Origin of the sequence: Kitasatospora cheerisanensis KCTC 2395, from assembly GCF_000696185.1 — a bacterium.
GTDB classification, from domain to species: Bacteria; Actinomycetota; Actinomycetes; order Streptomycetales; family Streptomycetaceae; genus Kitasatospora; species Kitasatospora cheerisanensis.
Genome location: NZ_KK853997.1, coordinates 1,632,813 through 1,650,202, shown reverse-complemented (window position 1 = coordinate 1,650,202; position 17,390 = coordinate 1,632,813). Strand labels below are relative to the sequence as shown.

Annotated in this window: 9 protein-coding genes, 1 rRNA gene and 2 pseudogenes; 3 read left to right on the top strand and 9 right to left on the bottom strand. The window is 71.9% G+C overall.

All coding sequences use genetic code 11. The annotated features are described in order from the left end of the window. Positions 1–140: 140 nt before the first annotated feature. The 6 genes and pseudogenes from KCH_RS07445 to KCH_RS07420 all read right to left on the bottom strand — a co-directional run bounded on the left by KCH_RS07445 (position 141) and on the right by KCH_RS07420 (position 7,721). Positions 141–1,802, bottom strand: coding sequence for a CoA transferase (locus tag KCH_RS07445; protein ID WP_051652849.1), 1,662 nt, complete (start codon positions 1,800–1,802; stop codon positions 141–143). 132 nt (positions 1,803–1,934) lie between these two features. Continuing rightward, complete coding sequence (locus tag KCH_RS07440; RefSeq protein ID WP_051652848.1) at positions 1,935–2,753, bottom strand: class I SAM-dependent methyltransferase; 819 nt, start codon at positions 2,751–2,753, stop codon at positions 1,935–1,937. A 319-nt stretch (positions 2,754–3,072) separates the two neighbouring features. Then, positions 3,073–4,287: pseudogene (locus tag KCH_RS47090) on the bottom strand (protoporphyrinogen/coproporphyrinogen oxidase); the annotation flags it as partial. 190 nt (positions 4,288–4,477) lie between these two features. Continuing rightward, the gene (locus KCH_RS07430; protein ID WP_244305221.1) at positions 4,478–6,142 is read right to left on the bottom strand and encodes a class I adenylate-forming enzyme family protein; all 1,665 of its coding nucleotides are present in this window, start codon (positions 6,140–6,142) and stop codon (positions 4,478–4,480) included. Beyond that, complete coding sequence (locus tag KCH_RS07425; protein ID WP_244305219.1) at positions 6,139–7,056, bottom strand: UbiA family prenyltransferase; 918 nt, start codon at positions 7,054–7,056, stop codon at positions 6,139–6,141. Before KCH_RS07425 ends, KCH_RS07430 begins: the two co-directional genes overlap by 4 nt. Positions 7,057–7,409: 353 nt before the next feature. Further along, a complete protein-coding gene (locus KCH_RS07420; RefSeq protein WP_035860445.1) occupies positions 7,410–7,721 on the bottom strand; it encodes a hypothetical protein in 312 nt (103 codons plus the stop codon). Between the two features lie 245 nt (positions 7,722–7,966). Between KCH_RS07420 and KCH_RS07415 the strand changes: the two genes are divergently transcribed. Further along, on the top strand, positions 7,967–8,518 hold the full coding sequence (locus KCH_RS07415) for an NUDIX domain-containing protein (protein ID WP_157031939.1): 552 nt from the start codon (positions 7,967–7,969) through the stop codon (positions 8,516–8,518). Positions 8,519–8,846: 328 nt separating this feature from the next. Here the strand turns inward: KCH_RS07415 and KCH_RS07410 are convergent. Then, positions 8,847–10,491: pseudogene (locus tag KCH_RS07410) on the bottom strand (phytoene desaturase family protein). 339 nt (positions 10,492–10,830) lie between these two features. On the opposite strand from KCH_RS07410, the gene KCH_RS07405 reads away from it, so the two are divergent. Continuing rightward, positions 10,831–12,876, top strand: coding sequence for an acetoacetate--CoA ligase (locus KCH_RS07405; RefSeq protein WP_035860442.1), 2,046 nt, complete (start codon positions 10,831–10,833; stop codon positions 12,874–12,876). Positions 12,877–12,969: 93 nt separating this feature from the next. On the opposite strand, the gene ptsP is transcribed toward KCH_RS07405, so the two are convergent. Then, positions 12,970–14,640: a phosphoenolpyruvate--protein phosphotransferase gene (gene ptsP, locus KCH_RS07400; RefSeq protein WP_035860440.1), complete on the bottom strand. Its 1,671-nt coding sequence runs from the start codon at positions 14,638–14,640 to the stop codon at positions 12,970–12,972. Positions 14,641–14,669: 29 nt separating this feature from the next. Beyond that, entirely contained in the window at positions 14,670–15,119 is a 450-nt protein-coding gene (locus KCH_RS07395) for a PTS sugar transporter subunit IIA (protein WP_035860437.1), read from the bottom strand. A gap of 677 nt (positions 15,120–15,796) precedes the next feature. Here KCH_RS07395 and KCH_RS07390 point away from each other — a divergent pair. After that, positions 15,797–17,315: ribosomal RNA gene (locus KCH_RS07390) — 16S ribosomal RNA — on the top strand. Positions 17,316–17,390: the final 75 nt, after the last annotated feature.

The following is a 17,390-nucleotide window of genomic DNA, read 5'->3' as shown; positions in this document are numbered from 1 at the left end:
GGGAGAGCAGCGCCCCCAACGCCCGTACGCGCAGCGCTTGCGACCCCGACCGCCCAGGCCCCGCCGCCGGGACATCCATCGGCCCGCGCGCCCGCAGAGCGAGCGGTGCCACCGTCCGCGCCACTGCCACCGCCACCGGCTCACGTCCGGAACTCCCACGGCGCACGGACCACGGCACACCCCGCGCCGTCCACCGCCGCGCCGTCCAGTCCCGCACCGTCCGCCCCCGAACGGTTCACCGCCGAACGGTTCACCGCCGAACGGTCCACCGCTGCTGCGAAGCGGGGATCGCCGGCCAACGCCGCCAGATCCGTGCACACCTCGACCCCGACGCTCCGAGACTCCGGTTCCGGAGCACTCACCGCCCCGCTCAGCAGGCGCGCGGCCGACAGCAGCGAGGACTCCACCCGCTGCGCCCGACCCGTCCGGGTCTGCGCGGCCAGACCGGCGACCGTCGCCGTCGCGCAGACCAGCCCGCCCAGGACGTCGCACACCGTCAGCAGTGTTGGCCGCGGCGGCTGCCCGGCGGGGGACAGCAGCGCGGCGAGACCCGAGTACGCCTGCACGGGGTAGTCGGTGGTGACACCGGGCGCCCCACCGGACGCCTGCGCGTACACCAGGCCGGGACGGACCTCGCCGAGCGTGTCCGCGTCCAGGCCCAGTCCCGCCACCTTCGACGGGTCGAGGCTGTGCAGCAGGACATCCGCGTCCCGCACCAACTCCCTTACGGCGGAACGCCCTTCAGCGGATCGAAGGTCCGCCTCCAGTACGTCCTTGCCGCGGTTGAGCGCGGCGAACCGCGCCGACACCGGCTCCCCGTCGATCTCGGTCATCGGGGGAACGCCGCGCAGCGGATCCCCGCCGGCCGGCTCGACCCGCACCACCCGCGCGCCGAGCAGCGCCAACACCCGCCCGGCCATCGGGCCTTGGACGCGCCGGGCGACCTCCACCACCGTGAGCCCGTCCAACGGGCCGCGCCCACCCGCTGGGACGCGGCCCGAGGGCGTCCCCGCCGCGCCCTCTCGCACCCGCCACGGCAGTTCGTCCGCCGGCGCTGCCGGTTGCGCGACCGCCGCCGTCACGGTGACCTCGCACCGGTCCGCGACTCCGACCAAGCGATCGAAGCCCAACCTCGCGGTCGCGGCGAAGAGTTCGTCCGGCAGCGGACACGTCGCCGTCCCGTACCGGGCCTGGAAGGGGAGCCACGCGCGGCCCACCAGCCGCCGCTCGACCCCGAGTTCGGTCCAGAAGCGCAACCAGCCGTCCGCTGTGAGGGTCTCCAGCTCGAACCAGATCCCGTCCGCCGACCGGAACGGCGGACCGCCCACCCCGTCCGGCTCCGGGCACGGCTCCTCGGCGGTCGCCGCGGCCACGTACTGCGACAGACCGAGCAGCGCGGCCTGCGCCACCGAGACCCCCACCTCGCGGTACGGCACGCCCAACTGCCTTGCCCGCAGCGCCGCGAGAGTGCCACCGGCGGCCAACACCCCGGCGGCGACCGAGGCGAAGTCCACACCCACCGGCCGCGGACCGCCGTACCTGCGCCCGTGGACGTGCATCACCCCGCAGGCCGCCTGCACGTCCGCCTCGCTCCGCAGCGGGAGCTCCACCGGGCCCGCCCAGGACAGCCGACACGCCAGCTCCTCGCCGACCTTCAGCAGCCCGCTCCCCGCCTCGGCCGCCCGCGCCCCGGCGCCCCGCAGCAACTCGGCCGCGACCCGGACCGCCACCCGGGGCCCGGAGGCACCCAGGTCGCCCTGATCCGCTTCCCGTACGCCGAGCACCAGTTGATCGATTGTCATTCAGACCTCCCAGAACCGTTGCGAGCCAGCCGCGCCACCCCGCCCCGCCTCACCGAGAGGCCGCCACGTCACACCCGACCCAACCGCCCGCCCACCCGGACCGGGCGGCGGGAGCCAGCACCACCACCACCGTCACGGCCTCCGGCCGTGCACCGCGTACACCACGTTCGAGCAGGCCCGGAACCTCGGATCGGCGAACACCGCGCGCAGCTCGGCGAGTTCGCCGTCCGTCAGGCCCTCGCGCAGCAGGGCGTCCCGCAGGTGCCAGGTGTTGTGCACCTGCATCTCCAACTGCGGGGTGCCGGGCGCGAGCATGTCCACGTGCGGCGACGCCTCCACCCCGACGAACCCGGCGCGCACCATCGCGGCGGCGCACTTCCGGCCCCAGCCCTGGTCCGAGCCGCGCGCGCAGAACGCCCGCAACTTCGCCTGCCGGTACCGCTCGTAGAGCTCGCCGGACCGCTCGTCCGGGACGGTGAGCACCGGTGCGTACTCGGCATCGAACTCCAGCAGGTGCAGCACCCCGCCCGGCCGCAGCGCCGCGAACAGGCGGGCCAACACCGCCTCCCGCTCCGGCAGATGGGACAGCACCAGCCGCACGTGCACCAGGTCGAACGCTTCCTTCGGCAACTCGTCCCGCACCACGTCGTGCCGGCGTACCGTCAGCGCGGGCCGCTCGGCGATCGGCAGCGGGGCCAGATCGGTCGCCAACACCGAACCGGCGGGCCCGACTTGGTCCGCCAGCCAGAGCGCGATGCTGCCCGCCCCCGCCCCGACCTCCAGGCAGCTCATCCCCGGCCGCACCCCGGCCCCGATCAGGCCACTCACACTGATCGGGTCCAACCAGGCCGACAGGCAGCGGTGTTGGCCACCGGCGTGCGCACTCCCGTTGTCGAACAGGTACGACCCGCCGCCGGCCCCGGCCGCCACCTCCCGCACCGAACCGCCCATCACGCCGTCCCGGCCGTCTCGACCGCCTCACCGGCCGGCGCATCGGCCTTCGCCGAGCCCCCGCGGCCGTCGTTCCGTCGGCGCTTGCGGAGATCCCTTCCACGACCGGCTCTCCGGTCTTCGCGGAGCCTCCCGCATCGGCCGACTCTCCGGCCGCTGCCGAGACCCCCGTATCGGGCCCCGAGACCGCCACCGCCCCGGACCGCTCCGCCGCTGCGAACCGCTGCGCCGCCCCTGACCGCTCCGCCGCCCCGAACGCGAGCACCCGCTCGGCGGCCAACTTGCCCGAACGGACGGCGCCTTCACTGCTCGGCCGGAGCATCACCCAGTCCCCGGCGTACTCCACCGCCCGGGCCGGCCGCGCCAGGAACGCGGCCCGCTCCCGCACCGCCGCCGGCGCACCCTGCGGCAGGCCGAGCCGGAAGCGGTGCACCAGCGTGCGGACCGTGGCGTCGCGCAGGCCGGGCACGAAGCGCTCCGCCTCCGCGCAGACCGTCTCCACCACCCGCTCGTCCGGCTCGTCCATCAGCTCCGGCGAGATCCACGGCGACGCGAACACGCTCGCCAGCCCCCGGCCTTCGGGCGCCCGGCCCTCCGCCTTCAGGTGGTCGAGGATCACGCCGGTGCAGATCCGGCTCTCGCTCTCCGGCACGGACATCGCGTAGCTGGGGGAGCGGGTCGGACTCGGCAGCGGACGGTCCAGCAGGCAGGCGACCTTGAGCATCGGCGTGTACGTGCTCGCCGCCAGGTAGGACCGCGCGTCGTCCGCGGCGGCCGCGTGCAACTCCAGCGCCAGCGGCGCGGGCACCGCGAGCACCACCTGCCGGGCCGACACCCGCGTACCGTCGGCGAACTCCAGCCGCGCACCGGCCGTACCGGTCTCCTCGTGGACCGCCACCACCCGCGCGCCGAGGTCCACCCGGAGGCGCTCCGCCAGGCGGCGGGCCAAGGTGTCCATGCCGTCCCGGTAGGTCATCCAGCGGGCGCCGGCCCCGCCGACCGACATCAGCGTGGCCACCATCGGCGCCATCGCGGAACTCTCCGGCCGCCAGCCGAAGCAGTGGCTGGAAAGCGGTTGCAGCATCGCCGCGAGCAGCTCCTCCCGCCCGGCCGAGCCGGCGCAGAACTGGCTGAGCGTCAGGTCCCGGCAGGGCGCGGTCTCCGGCCGGTCCGGGTCGAAGCCGCGCCAGGAGGTGGACAGCTCCGCCGCGAACCGCAGCCACGCCGCCCGGCCGCGCCAGGACAGCCCGGCGCCCGTCAACAGGCCCTTCGGATGGCCCAGATGGGCGTGCGCCCGGCCGGCCCGCCAGAGCGCGAAACCGGGCTCGATCACCGGCACCTCGGACTCCGGGATGCCGACCGCCCGAATCAGCTCCCAGGTCGCCTCGTACCCCGCGCCCGCGATGGTCTCCGCACCCTCGTCCAGCAGCCACCCGTCCACCCGGCTGGACGCCATCCGCCCGCCCACCCGGTCCGCGCCCTCGAAGACCCGTACCTCACGACCGGCGGCGACCAGGTGGTGCGCCGCGGACAACCCGCGATCCCCGCACCCACCACCGCAACATCGAGCTTGTCCACGCCCAACTCCTCATCCGTTCCACATCCGCAGCACCCCTGCGGCCCCGCCCCTGCACCACCGACCACCCGTGCCCCCGCCGGATCTCGCACCGGCGGGCGGGCCCCCGAAGGCCCACCCGCCCGGAGAGCGGTCGCCGGCTACCGGCTCAGGTCCACCGACCCGTCCCGATCGGCGAACTCCCCGCCAGCACCTGTTCGCGCAGCTCGTGCCGCCGCACCTTCCCGGTGGCGGTGCGCGGCACCGCGTCCCAGGCGACGAGCAACGGATCGGCCAGCGGCGGCAGATCGCGCACCGCGTCCTGCCAGCGCTGCGGGTCCAGGTCGCCGGCGGCGGTGACCAGCACCGGCTGCGGACGGCCGTCCGCCACCGAGAGCAGCACCGCCTCCTCGACGTCCGGCAGTCGCTCGTGCAGCACGTCCTCGATCTCGACGCAGCTCAGCCCAGGCACCATGTCCACCTCCCGGTCCAGCACCAGCACCCGGCCGTCCCGGGTGTGCACCCCGAGGTCACCGGTGTTGAACCACTGGCCGTGGACCTTCTGCGCCCAGCGCTCCGGCTCGCCGAGGTACCCGAGGCACAGTGCCCCCGTGCGGGCGTACAGCATGCCCGTCTCACCTCGCCGCACCGCCCGCCCGGGCTGCTCCGGATCGGCCACCTTCACCCGCACCCACCCGGGCACCGGACGCCCCAGATCACGGGTGGTCGGATGCCGACCGGCGGATGCGGAAAGCGTTTTCCGGGTCAGGAAGCGGAAGCTCAGCGGACCGGTCTCGCTCTGCCCCCAGCCCTGCATCCACAACGGCCGCCGCCGCTGACTCGCATTCAGGAAGGCCCGCACCGTCGGCGGATGCATCGCGTCGAAGGTCGAGATGAACAAGCGCACGTCCCGGAACGGATTCCCCGCCGCCCCGCCCTCGTCGGCCAGGTGCTGCCACCGCACGTAGGTGGACGGCATCGCCTCCAGCACGGTCGGCGGATGGCTGCGCAGCAGCGCGGCGGCCGTCGACGGATCGGAGTCCGGAAGCAGCGCGAGGGTCCGCGGCGCCCGCCAGAGCGCACTGACGGTCCAGGTCAGCGCCCGCCCGTGGGCGAAGGAGATGGCACTGGCCACCGTGTCGTCACCGCGCACCGACAGGACCGGCCAGGGCCGCGCCTCGAACGCCGACAGGCGGCGGATCAACGTCCTGGTGGAGTGCACCACCAGCTTGGGCACCCCGGTGGTGCCCGAGGTGTGAATGACCGCCAGCGGCTCGTCGTCGCCCCGCGAGTGCACCGGGGGCTCCGCGCCGCCCCGCAACTCGTCCGGCGTCAACGCGCCCTCCGCGGGCCCGTCCAGGCACACCGTCCGGCCGGCGTGCCCGCCGAGCTCGTGCCCGGCCGCCCGCGCTCCCGCCAGGACGTCCCGCTGGGTGACCAGGACGTCCGGACGCAGTCGGTTCAGCAGCGCGACCAGCCCGTCCGGCGCGAGCCGGTCCGACAGTAGCGCCGGCACCGCCCCGAGCCGCGCCGCCGCGCACGCCAGCAGCACGTAGTCCCAGTGGTTGCGCTTCACGATCGCCACCGACGACCCCGGACGCGCACCCGCCGCCGCCAGCCACGCCGCCGTCTCCCGCACCAACTCGGCCAGGCCGGCGGTGTCCCAACTGGTGCCACCCTCCGGCGCCAGGTCCAGCGGCCGCCCCAACCGGACGTCCACCGAAGGCCGTTGCTCGGCCAAGGTGTCGAACAGCGGCCCCAGGTCCAGCGGCAGCCGCCGCGCCAGGGAGGCCAGGCCGCCGCCGCGCCGGTCCGCCCGGCCCGCGCCCGTCACAGCCCGCCGCCGAACACCGCCACCGCCAGGTCCACGCCCACCAGCAGCGCGCAGCACACCCGGTGCAGGTGGATGCCCAGCCGACGGGCGATCAGGATGTCACCCCGGACGAAGCCGAGCACCCACTGCCGGGCCCGCAGCGCCATCACCGGAGACATCACCACCGGGAACCACCACGGCGCGATCCCGGCCACCGCGGAACCCACCAGCAGCGCCGCCTCCAGCGCCGAACACCCGGCCACGAACGCGGCGTTGCCGCGCGGCGACACCAGCACCGCCACCGTCTTGCGGCCCACCGCCCGGTCGCCCGGGATGTCATTGGTGTTGGAGTACACGCCGAACAGCAGCGGACCGAGACCGAACACCAGCGCCTGCACGGCGACGAAGCCGTCGAACCGGCCGGTCAGCAGCCCGTACAGGGGCAGCACGAAGAACCAGCCGAGCGCGGCCAGGAAGAACTCCTGGAAGCCGTTGTAGCTGATCCGCAACCACCACGAGTACTGGAAGCCGCAGACCGCCAGCGCCGCCACCCCGGCCACCGCCCACACCGGCCGGGCCGGCGCCAGCGCCACCGCCGCGAGCCAGCACAGCACGCAGGCCGCGACCGTCGCCCAGCCGAACCGGATCGCCTGCGGCTCCGTCAACGTGCCTGCCACCAAAGGCTTTCGGGCCAGCCGCCGAGCCGGCGCGTCCGGCCCGTAGTTCACCGCGTCGCTGCCGTCCCGGTACCCGGTCACGTCGTCGAAGGTGCACATCGCGGCACTCATCGCGACCTCGCCGCCGAGGAACAGCACCAGCACCGCCAGCGTGACGCCGACACCCGCCCCGGCCGCCGCGCCCGACCCGGTCGCCGCCACCATCGCGACCACCAGCGGAACGCTCAAGTAGTAGTCGTAGATGTCGAGTTTGGCCAACCTGGCGTACGCCCGCCAAGCGGCCGGGGCCGCCCCACGAGCGGTTGCCGCCCCCGAGACGGCAACCGCCTCGGGGCGGCGACACCCGCCTCCCGGGCAGCGGACACAGCGACGTGCTCCACGGAAACGCAGTCCTCTCAATGGCGGCCGCAACCCCGGGACGCCACTGCGCCGGGGGGCCTCAGACAACGAGCCGACCGCACTGGCGATGCGTCAATTCACCACCGCAGGCGAGAAGTCGGCGTTGACCATGATGGCATAGCGCCACCGATTGGATGCATTTCTGTGATAAGCGCAAAAAGCGGGCGCCCGGCCATTTCGCCGAACGCCCGACCGAATTCAGCCCCGCCCGATCAGGCGGAGAAACTCCCCGCGCCACCGGGCACGTGCGTCCCGTACCCGGGCTGCACCGTCACCGACGGGCCCAGACAGAACGGGTTCCCGTACACCTGCACCGGGCCGTCCGTCTGGTTGTTCAACACGTGCGCCAGAGTGGGGAGTTGCTTGCAGCCGGACGGGTCCTGGTAGACGTCCAGCGGCAGCAGCTCGGTGGAGAAGACCACTACCTGGCCGCTCGCCGCCCGAGTCGTCGCAGGTGCGGGGGCCGCCAGGCCGATCACCGAGGCCGCGGCGACCATCGAAACCAGAATTGCTCGCACAATCATCCTTAAACGCACATCAATGGCCCGTGTCCGTCACGAGCTCCATCCCATCGCTATCGTGCGCACGCCCCCGAATTCCAACACCGCACCCCGAATTCACCCGCCCAGCCGGACTCCGACACCCCCCGACCGCCCCACCCACACCCCGCGCGCCCCCCACCCGTGGCCGGCCCGTCCACGACCGCTGCGCCCGTTCCGGCTTTCCGCTTCCCGCCCGACCCATCACCCGATCGAACTACCATCCCCTCATGATGACCCAGCCGTCCGCCCGTCCCGCCCCCTTCGGCCCCAACTCGCACTGCCACTGGTGCGGAACGCCCTACCCGGCCGGCACCGAGACCTGGCCGCGCAGCTGCCCCGGCTGCCACGAACTCAGCTACCGCAACCCGCTGCCGGTCACCGTCGCCCTCCTCCCGGTCCACCACCCCGACGGGGACACCCGGCTCACCGTCATCCGCCGCACCATCGAACCCGGCTACGGCGAACTCGCCCTCCCCGGCGGCTACGTCGACTACGGCGAGAGCTGGCAGCAGGCCGCCGTCCGCGAACTCCGCGAGGAGACCGGCATCCTGGCCGACCCCGCCGACGCCCGCCTGGTGTCCACCGACTCCGACACCCTCGGCGGCTTCCTCTGCCTCTTCGCCCTGCTCCCCGCCCGCAACCTCGCCGACCTCCCCCCGTCCGTCCCCACCGACGAGACCGAAGGCTGGCAACTCGCCACCGCCGACACCCCGTTGGCCTTCCCCTTCCACACCCGCGTCGCCCACTCCTGGTTCAACGGCGAGTTCACCCTCCGCTGAGCACGCGGGTACCGCCCGCCGGGGCCGGACGGGCGGCGAGGCGGGGGAGTCGGATGGAAAGCGCTTACCGTGCGCGGGATCCGGGCGCGAGCCGACTTGCGGTAAGCGCTTTCCCGTCGCTCCCGCCGCCCGCCGTGGAGCAGAAGTCGCAGCCCCTGGGGTCGGGTAAGCGCTTTCCCGCCACGGCCCGACGGACGGTCGATCAACGGGAAACCGCTTTCCCGCCGCTTCCACCGCAGAAGCCGAAGCCCGGTTGGTGTGGGTAAGCGCTTTCCCGCCGACTCCGGAAAGCGTTTCCCTCCTCCCTCCTCCCTCCTCCCACCGGCCGCTACCGCCCCAGCACCGCCATCGCCGCGTTGTGCCCCGGAATCCCGCTCACCCCGCCGCCCCGCACAGCACCGGCCCCGCAGACCAGTACCCGGGGATTCGCGGTCTCCACGCCCCAGCGCCCGACCCCCTCGTCCGCCCGGAACGGGAACGCCAGGTCGCGGTGGAAGATGTTGCCGCCCGGCAGCCGGAGTTCGGCCTCCAGGTCCAGCGGACTCCGCACCTCCAGGCACGGCCGCCCGTCACCGTCGACCGCCAGGCAGTCCGCGAGCGGCTCCGCCAACACCCCGTCCAGCGCGGCCAGCACGCCCTCCAGTGCCGCCTGCCGCACACCCTCCCGATCTCCGGCGAACAGCCGCGCCGGCAGCTGCAGTCCGAACAGCGTCAGCGTGTGGAACCCGACGGGTACGCCGGCGCCCAGGATCGAACGGTCCGCCAGCGAGTGGCAGTAGATCTCGGACGGCGCGGGGGAGGGGAGCCGCCCCTCCGACGCCGCCCGGTAAGCGCTTTCCAACTCCCGGTACGACTCCGCGATGTGAAAGGTCCCCCCGAACGCGTCCCGCACGTCCACCGCCTTGTCCCGCAGCCGGGGGAGCCGACGAAGCAACATGTTGACTTTCAGCTGCGCCCCCTCCGGCAACCCCGAACTGGCGCCCACACCCACACCCGCGCCCAAACCCAGCTCCGCACCCGCCCCGGCACCCGCCCGCGCACCCGTGTCCGGCCCCTCCGCCGTACCCCCGCCCACCAGCCGTGACAGTTCCGCCGGCGCGGCGTTGGACAGTACCCACTGCGCCCCGACCCGCCGCTCCACCCCGTCCGCGTCCAGGTACCCGACCTCGGCCGGCCGTCCGGGCCCGCCCGGATCGACCGCGGTGACCTCACACCCCGTCAGGAACTCCACCCCGCCCGGCCCGGGCCGCATCCGCCAGGGCGCCCGTCACCGCGCCCATGCCGCCCACCGGAACGTCCCAGTCGCCCGTCCCGCCGCCGATCACGTGGTAGAGGAAGCACCGATTCTGCCGCAGCGCCGGATCGTGCGCGTGCGTGAACGTGCCGATCAACGCGTCCGTCAGCACCACGCCCCGCACCACGTCGTCCGCGAACCGCCGCTCCAGCGCCTCGCCCAACGGCCGCTCGAACAACTCGCCCCAGGCCACCGGATCGTCCACCAGCGTCCGCAGCTCCGTCCGCGACGGCAACGGCTCCGTCAGCGACGGAAAAACCCGCTCCGCCACCCGCCCGGTCATCCCGTAGAAATCCCGCCAGGCAGCGAACTCGCGCTCCCCGCCAGTCAGTTCACGGAACGACGAGGCCGTCCGCCGCTCGTCCGAGGCGTCGACCAGCAAGCTGCCCGCGCGCCCGTCCCGCTCCCACGGCGTGTACGAGGAGATCCGCCGGCGCCGCAGCTCCAACCGCACACCCAGGTCTGCGAGGATCCGGCGCGGCAGCAGGCTCACCAGGTACGAGTAGCGCGACAGCCGCGCATCCACCCCGGGGAACGCCCGCTCCGAGACCGCCGCCCCGCCCAGGTGCCCGAGCCGCTCCAGCACCAGGACCCGCAACCCGGCGCGCCCCAAGTACCCGGCCGCCACCAGCCCGTTGTGCCCGCCACCCACGATCACCACGTCATAAGCCACCGTCATCCCGCCGTCCTACCACCGCCCGCCCCCGCCGACCACCCTCCGCGCACGCGCACCACCCACGCCCCGCGCCGCCTCGATCGCCTGCCCCACGCCCCAAGATCCCGCGATCCCGCCCCAAGAGCCCGAGATCCCGCCCCACCACCCCGCCCCGACCACGGCAGAACCAGCCCCACCCACCACACGAGATCGCCCCAATACCCGCCGCCCCGCTCCGCACTGTCCACCAGCAGGGCAAACCCTGGACCCCCGGACGATCACGTGGCATGGTCAGCACCGTCAACACCCACGGACGGCCCGCCACAAGCCCATCCGTCCCACCACCGGCCTGGAGAACACCACGTGAGCACCCCTCCGACCCCCCAGGACCAGCAGTATCCGCAGCCCGAGCCGCTCTGGCGCCCGGACTCCGCCCGCGCCGCCGCCAGCCGCCTGGTCGCCTTCCAGCGCTGGGCCGCCGAGCACCACGGCGCGCCCGCCGCCCCGCTCGCACCGGCCGCCACCGACGCCGAGGCCGCCACCCGCTACGCCGACCTCCACCGCTGGTCGACCGAGGACCTCCCGCGCTTCTGGGCCGCCGTCACCGAGTACTTCGACGTGCGCTTCCTCACCCGACCCACCACCGGCCTCGCCGAGCCGGCCACCATGCCGGGCGCGGACTGGTTCCCGGGCGCCACCCTCAACTACGCCGAGCACGCCCTGCGCCCCGCCGAGGACCCGGCCAACGCCGACCGCCCGGCGATCCTCCACCTCGACGAGCGCACCCCCGAACCCGTCGCCACCAGCTGGGCCGAACTGCGCCGCCAGGTCGGCTCGCTGGCCGCCGCCCTGCGCGCCAACGGCGTCCGCCCGGGCGACCGGGTAAGCGCTTACCTGCCGAACATCCCGCAGGCCGCCGTCGCCCTGCTCGCCTCCGCCGCGGTCGGCGCGATCTGGACCAGCTGCGCCCCCGACTTCGGCGCCCGCAGCGTCCTCGACCGCCTCCAGCAGATCGAGCCGACCGTCCTGTTCGCCGTCGACGGCTACCACTACGGCGGCAAGAACCACGACCGCACCGAGGTGGTCGCCGAGCTCCGCCGCGAACTCCCCACCCTCCGCACGGTCATCCACGTCCCCCTGCTCGGCACCCCCGCCGCCGACGGCGCCCTGCACTACGACGACCTGGTCGCCGCCGACACCGCGCCGGTCTTCGAACCCGTCCCGTTCGACCACCCGCTCTGGGTCCTCTACTCCTCCGGCACCACCGGCCTGCCCAAGGCCATCGTGCAGAGCCAGGGCGGCATCCTCGTCGAGCACCTCAAGCAGGCCGCCCTCCACCTCGACCTCGGCCCGGACGACCGCTTCCTCTGGTACACATCCACCGGCTGGATGATGTGGAACTTCCTCCTCGCCGGCCTGCTCACCGGATCCACGATCGTCACCTACGACGGCAGCCCCGGCCACCCCGACACCGGCGCCCTCTGGTCGGTCGCCGCCCGCAGCCGCGCCACCGTCCTCGGCACCTCCGCCGCCTACGTCATCGCCAGCCGCAAGGCCGAGCTGCACCCCGGGCGCGACCTCGACCTGTCCGCCGTCCGCTGCATCGGCACCACCGGCTCCCCGCTCCCGCCCGACGGCTTCCAGTGGATCTACGACGAGGTGAAGTCCGACGTCTGGCTCGCCTCCGTCAGCGGCGGCACCGACGTCTGCTCCTGCTTCGTCGGCGGCGTCCCCACCCTCCCCGTGTACGTGGGCGAGATCCAGGCCCCCTGCCTCGGCGCCGCCGTCGAATCCTGGGATCCCAGCGGCCACCCCCTCACCGACGCGGTCGGCGAACTGGTCGTCACCAAGCCGCTCCCGTCCATGCCCACCGGCTTCTGGAACGACCCCGACGGCATCCGGTACCACGACAGCTACTTCGACACCTACCCCGGCATCTGGCGCCACGGCGACTGGATCACCGCCACCAGCCGTGGCACCGTCGTCATCCACGGCCGTTCCGACTCCACCCTCAACCGGCAGGGCGTCCGGATGGGCTCCTCCGACATCTACGAGGTCGTCGAACGCCTCCCCGAGATCGCCGAGTCCCTGGTCATCGGCCTCGAAGAGCCCGACGGCGGCTACTGGATGCCGCTGTTCGTGGTCCTCGCCCCCGGCGCCGTCCTGGACGAGGACCTCACCGCCCGCATCCGCACCTCACTGCGCACCGAACTCTCCCCGCGCCACGTCCCCGACGAGGTGATCACCGTCCAGGGCCTCCCGCACACCCTCACCGGCAAGCGCCTGGAGGTCCCCATCAAGCGCCTGCTGTCCGGCACCCCCCTCACCAAGGCGGTCAACCCGGGCTCCGTCGACAACCTCGACCACCTGCGCTTCTTCGAGCAGCTCGCCACCACCCGCAAGCACTGACCGCCCGGCAGCGCAGACAGAAAGGCCCCGAGGGGCCGCCGCCAACCCCCACGGTGGCAGCGACCCCTCGGGAGTCGAAGGTCCGGACGCGTCCTACACGCCGGACAACACCTGCTGCGCCGCCGCCCGCGCCTCCGCCGCCGAGTCAGCAGCACGCGCCGCCTCCGCGGCCTGCCGGCACTGCGCCAGCGACACCTGCGCCAACGCCCCCCGCACGTACGGGATCGCCGCCGCGCCCATCGACAGGCTGGTCACCCCGAGGCCCGTCAGCACACACGCCAGCAGCGGATCCGACGCCGCCTCCCCGCACACCCCGCAGCTCTTCCCGACCGCCTGCGCCGCCCCGGCCGCCGACGCGATCAGGTCCAGCAGCGCCGGCTGCCACGGATCCTGCAGCCGAGCCAGCGAACCGACCTGCCGGTCGGCCGCGAAGGTGTACTGCGCCAGGTCGTTCGTCCCCAGCGACAGGAACTCCACCTCCTGCAGCAGCGACCCGGCCCGCAGCGCAGCCGACGGAATCTCCACCATCGCCCCGTACTTGGCGTCCAGGCCGGCCTCCCGGCAGGCAACGGCGAAGGCCCGCGCGTCCTCGCGGTCCGCAACCATCGGCGCCATCACCTCCAGGCCCACCGACAGCCCCTCCGCCGCCCGCGCCAACGCCCGCAACTGCGAACGCAGCACCTCCGGGTGCTCCAGCAACGTCCGCAGCCCCCGCACCCCCAACGCCGGATTCGGCTCGTCCGCCGGCGTCAGGAACTCCAGCGGCTTGTCCGCGCCGGCATCCAGCACCCGCACCACCACCCGGCCGTCCGGGAACGCCTCCAACACCTTCCGGTACGCCTCGACCTGCTTGTCCTCACTCGGCGCCTTCGCCGAGTCGTCCAGGAACAGGAACTCCGTCCGGAACAGCCCGACCCCCTCCGCCCCGTGCTCCAACGCCGCCGGCAGATCCCCCGGACCGCCCACGTTCGCCAGCAACGGCACCATGAACCCGTCCGACGTCCGCCCCGGCCCCGAGGACGCCGCCAGCGCGGCCTGCTGCTCGGCCGCCAGCCGACGCAACTCCTCCTGCCGCTCCGCCGACGGTTCCACCAGCACCTCGCCGCTGGACCCGTCGACCGCGACCACCACCCCCTCCGCCAGCTCCGTCGCCCGCGGCAGCGCCACCACCGCCGCCACCCCCATCGCCCGCGCCAGAATCGCGCTGTGCGAGGTCGGCCCGCCCTCCTCCGTCACGAACCCCAGCACCAGCGACGGGTCCAGCAACGCCGTGTCCGCCGGCGCCAGGTCCCGCGCCAGCAGTACATAAGGTTCGTCGCTGTCCGGAACCCCCGGCATCGGCACGCCCAGCAGCCGCGCCACGATCCGGTTCCGCACGTCGTCCAGGTCCGCGACCCGCCCCGCCAGGTACTCGCCGGCCGCGGCCAGCAGGGTCCGGTACGCCGCGAACGCGTCGTACACCCCGCGCTCCGCGCTGTTGCCCTCCGAGATCCGCCGGTTCACGTCGGCGATCAGCTCCGGGTCCTGCGCCATCAGCGCCTGGGCCTCCAGCACCGCCTGCGCCTCACCGCCCGCCAGGTTCCCGCGCGCGATCAGATCCGCCGCCACCGCCTCCACCGCGGCCTGCGCCCGGGCCTGCTCGTGCGGCGCCTCGGCGGCCGAGATCTGGGTGGTCGGCGGCTCCAGCACGGCGGTCCCCATGTGCCGCACCGGCCCGATGGCGACCCCGTGACTCACTCCCACGCCGCGCAGTGTCCGCTCCATGGTCCGAACCCCTTCGCCCGTCGTCGCCGTCAGTTCCAGATGAACAGCTCGCCGCCGGCCGTCACGTCACCGGACTCAGCCACCCCGCTCAACTGCTCCGCAGACGCCTCCAGCGCCACGATCGGCGAGATCGGCGACTTCCCGGCCGCCTCCACCGCCGCCGGGTTCCACTTGATCACCGGCTGCCCCCGCTTCACCCGGTCCCCCTTGTGCACCAGCAGCTCGAACCCCTCCCCATTGAGCTGCACGGTGTCGATCCCCAGGTGCGTCAGCACCCCGTGCCCGTTCTCGTCCATCACCACGAACGCGTGCGGATGCATCGACACCACCTGCCCGTCCACCGGCGCGACCGCCTCGATCGGCTCCCGCAACGGGTCGATCGCCGTACCCGGCCCGACCATCGCTCCTGCGAACACCGGGTCCGGCACATTGGCAAGGCCGACAGCGCGCCCGGCGAGCGGCGACGTGACAGTGGTCATGGTGGAGCCTCCCAGGTACGGAGTACATCGCGTGCGACCGCACGAGAGCGGCCCGTCGATCGACTGAACACAAATTACGTCAACTTCGGACATTTCATGCCGTAACGCTCACGAGTCGCCCGAGTGAAGATCGCTCCAGACGTCCACCCCGCCGCACACGAACCGACCTTCGCGCACCCTCGCCTCCGAGCCCGCCACCCTCAAGTGGTCTAGTCCTCTTGGCCAACCTGCCGCACTCTACGGCATCCGGGTGACCCCCCACCGGCCCGCCCGCAGCCCACCCGCACGGGCACTCAACCGCTGTCCGAGTGACAGCACCCCGCCTCGATTAGGCAGTCGGCCACGGACCCGCTATCGTTGCTCAGGTCGCCGCGCAACGGCGGTAAACAGAGCAAGTCGAGAACGTAAACACTCGGTCAACACCGAGAAAACGATCTGCTAAGCTGGAAACACGAAAGAACGAAGCGCCCGGAGGGTCCGCAGGAATGCGGCTCGAAGGAAGCGTCCGTTCCTTGAGAACTCAACAGCGTGCCAAAAGTCAACGCCAGATATGTTGACATCCCCGGCCGGTCCGCATGGATCGGTTGGAGATTCCTTTATGAAGTAACACTAGCGAGGACGCAGTGCGCAGGACCGCCCTTATTCCGGTGGTTGCTGTGCCGCTCCCCGTGGAGACATTCACGGAGAGTTTGATCCTGGCTCAGGACGAACGCTGGCGGCGTGCTTAACACATGCAAGTCGAACGGTGAAGCCCTTCGGGGTGGATCAGTGGCGAACGGGTGAGTAACACGTGGGGAATCTGCCCTGAACTCTGGGACAAGCCTTGGAAACGAGGTCTAATACCGGATACGACCTTCTCCCGCATGGGGGTTGGTGGAAAGCTCCGGCGGTTCAGGATGATCCCGCGGCCTATCAGCTTGTTGGTGGGGTAATGGCCTACCAAGGCGACGACGGGTAGCCGGCCTGAGAGGGCGACCGGCCACACTGGGACTGAGACACGGCCCAGACTCCTACGGGAGGCAGCAGTGGGGAATATTGCACAATGGGCGAAAGCCTGATGCAGCGACGCCGCGTGAGGGATGACGGCCTTCGGGTTGTAAACCTCTTTCAGCAGGGAAGAAGCGCAAGTGACGGTACCTGCAGAAGAAGCACCGGCTAACTACGTGCCAGCAGCCGCGGTAATACGTAGGGTGCGAGCGTTGTCCGGAATTATTGGGCGTAAAGAGCTCGTAGGCGGCCTGTCGCGTCGGATGTGAAAGCCCGGGGCTTAACCCCGGGTCTGCATTCGATACGGGCAGGCTGGAGTGTGGTAGGGGAGATCGGAATTCCTGGTGTAGCGGTGAAATGCGCAGATATCAGGAGGAACACCGGTGGCGAAGGCGGATCTCTGGGCCATTACTGACGCTGAGGAGCGAAAGCGTGGGGAGCGAACAGGATTAGATACCCTGGTAGTCCACGCCGTAAACGTTGGGAACTAGGTGTTGGCGACATTCCACGTCGTCGGTGCCGCAGCTAACGCATTAAGTTCCCCGCCTGGGGAGTACGGCCGCAAGGCTAAAACTCAAAGGAATTGACGGGGGCCCGCACAAGCAGCGGAGCATGTGGCTTAATTCGACGCAACGCGAAGAACCTTACCAAGGCTTGACATACACCGGAAACGGCTCAGAGATGGGCAGCCCCCTTGTGGTCGGTGTACAGGTGGTGCATGGTTGTCGTCAGCTCGTGTCGTGAGATGTTGGGTTAAGTCCCGCAACGAGCGCAACCCTTGTTCTGTGTTGCCAGCGAGTAATGTCGGGGACTCACAGGAGACTGCCGGGGTCAACTCGGAGGAAGGTGGGGACGACGTCAAATCATCATGCCCCTTATGTCTTGGGCTGCACACGTGCTACAATGGCCGGTACAAAGGGCTGCGATGCCGTGAGGCGGAGCGAATCCCAAAAAGCCGGTCTCAGTTCGGATTGGGGTCTGCAACTCGACCCCATGAAGTTGGAGTTGCTAGTAATCGCAGATCAGCATGCTGCGGTGAATACGTTCCCGGGCCTTGTACACACCGCCCGTCACGTCACGAAAGTCGGTAACACCCGAAGCCGGTGGCCTAACCCGTAAGGGGAGGAGCCGTCGAAGGTGGGACCAGCGATTGGGACGAAGTCGTAACAAGGTAGCCGTACCGGAAGGTGCGGCTGGATCACCTCCTTTCTAAGGAGCACATGGCCGCTTGCGAGCGAATGTCTCGCACGGTTGCTCATGGGTGGAACGTTGACTATTCGGCAC

What these genes read in the sequence shown, in the direction of transcription:
- KCH_RS07445 (WP_051652849.1), bottom strand. Translation starts at nt 1,802, where the DNA reads ATGACAATCGATCAACTGGTGCTCGGCGTACGGGAAGCGGATCAGGGC.
- KCH_RS07440 (WP_051652848.1), bottom strand. Translation starts at nt 2,753, where the DNA reads ATGGGCGGTTCGGTGCGGGAGGTGGCGGCCGGGGCCGGCGGCGGGTCG.
- KCH_RS07420 (WP_035860445.1), bottom strand. Translation starts at nt 7,721, where the DNA reads ATGATTGTGCGAGCAATTCTGGTTTCGATGGTCGCCGCGGCCTCGGTG.
- KCH_RS07415 (WP_157031939.1), top strand. Translation starts at nt 7,967, where the DNA reads ATGATGACCCAGCCGTCCGCCCGTCCCGCCCCCTTCGGCCCCAACTCG.
- ptsP (WP_035860440.1), bottom strand. Translation starts at nt 14,640, where the DNA reads ATGGAGCGGACACTGCGCGGCGTGGGAGTGAGTCACGGGGTCGCCATC.
- KCH_RS07395 (WP_035860437.1), bottom strand. Translation starts at nt 15,119, where the DNA reads ATGACCACTGTCACGTCGCCGCTCGCCGGGCGCGCTGTCGGCCTTGCC.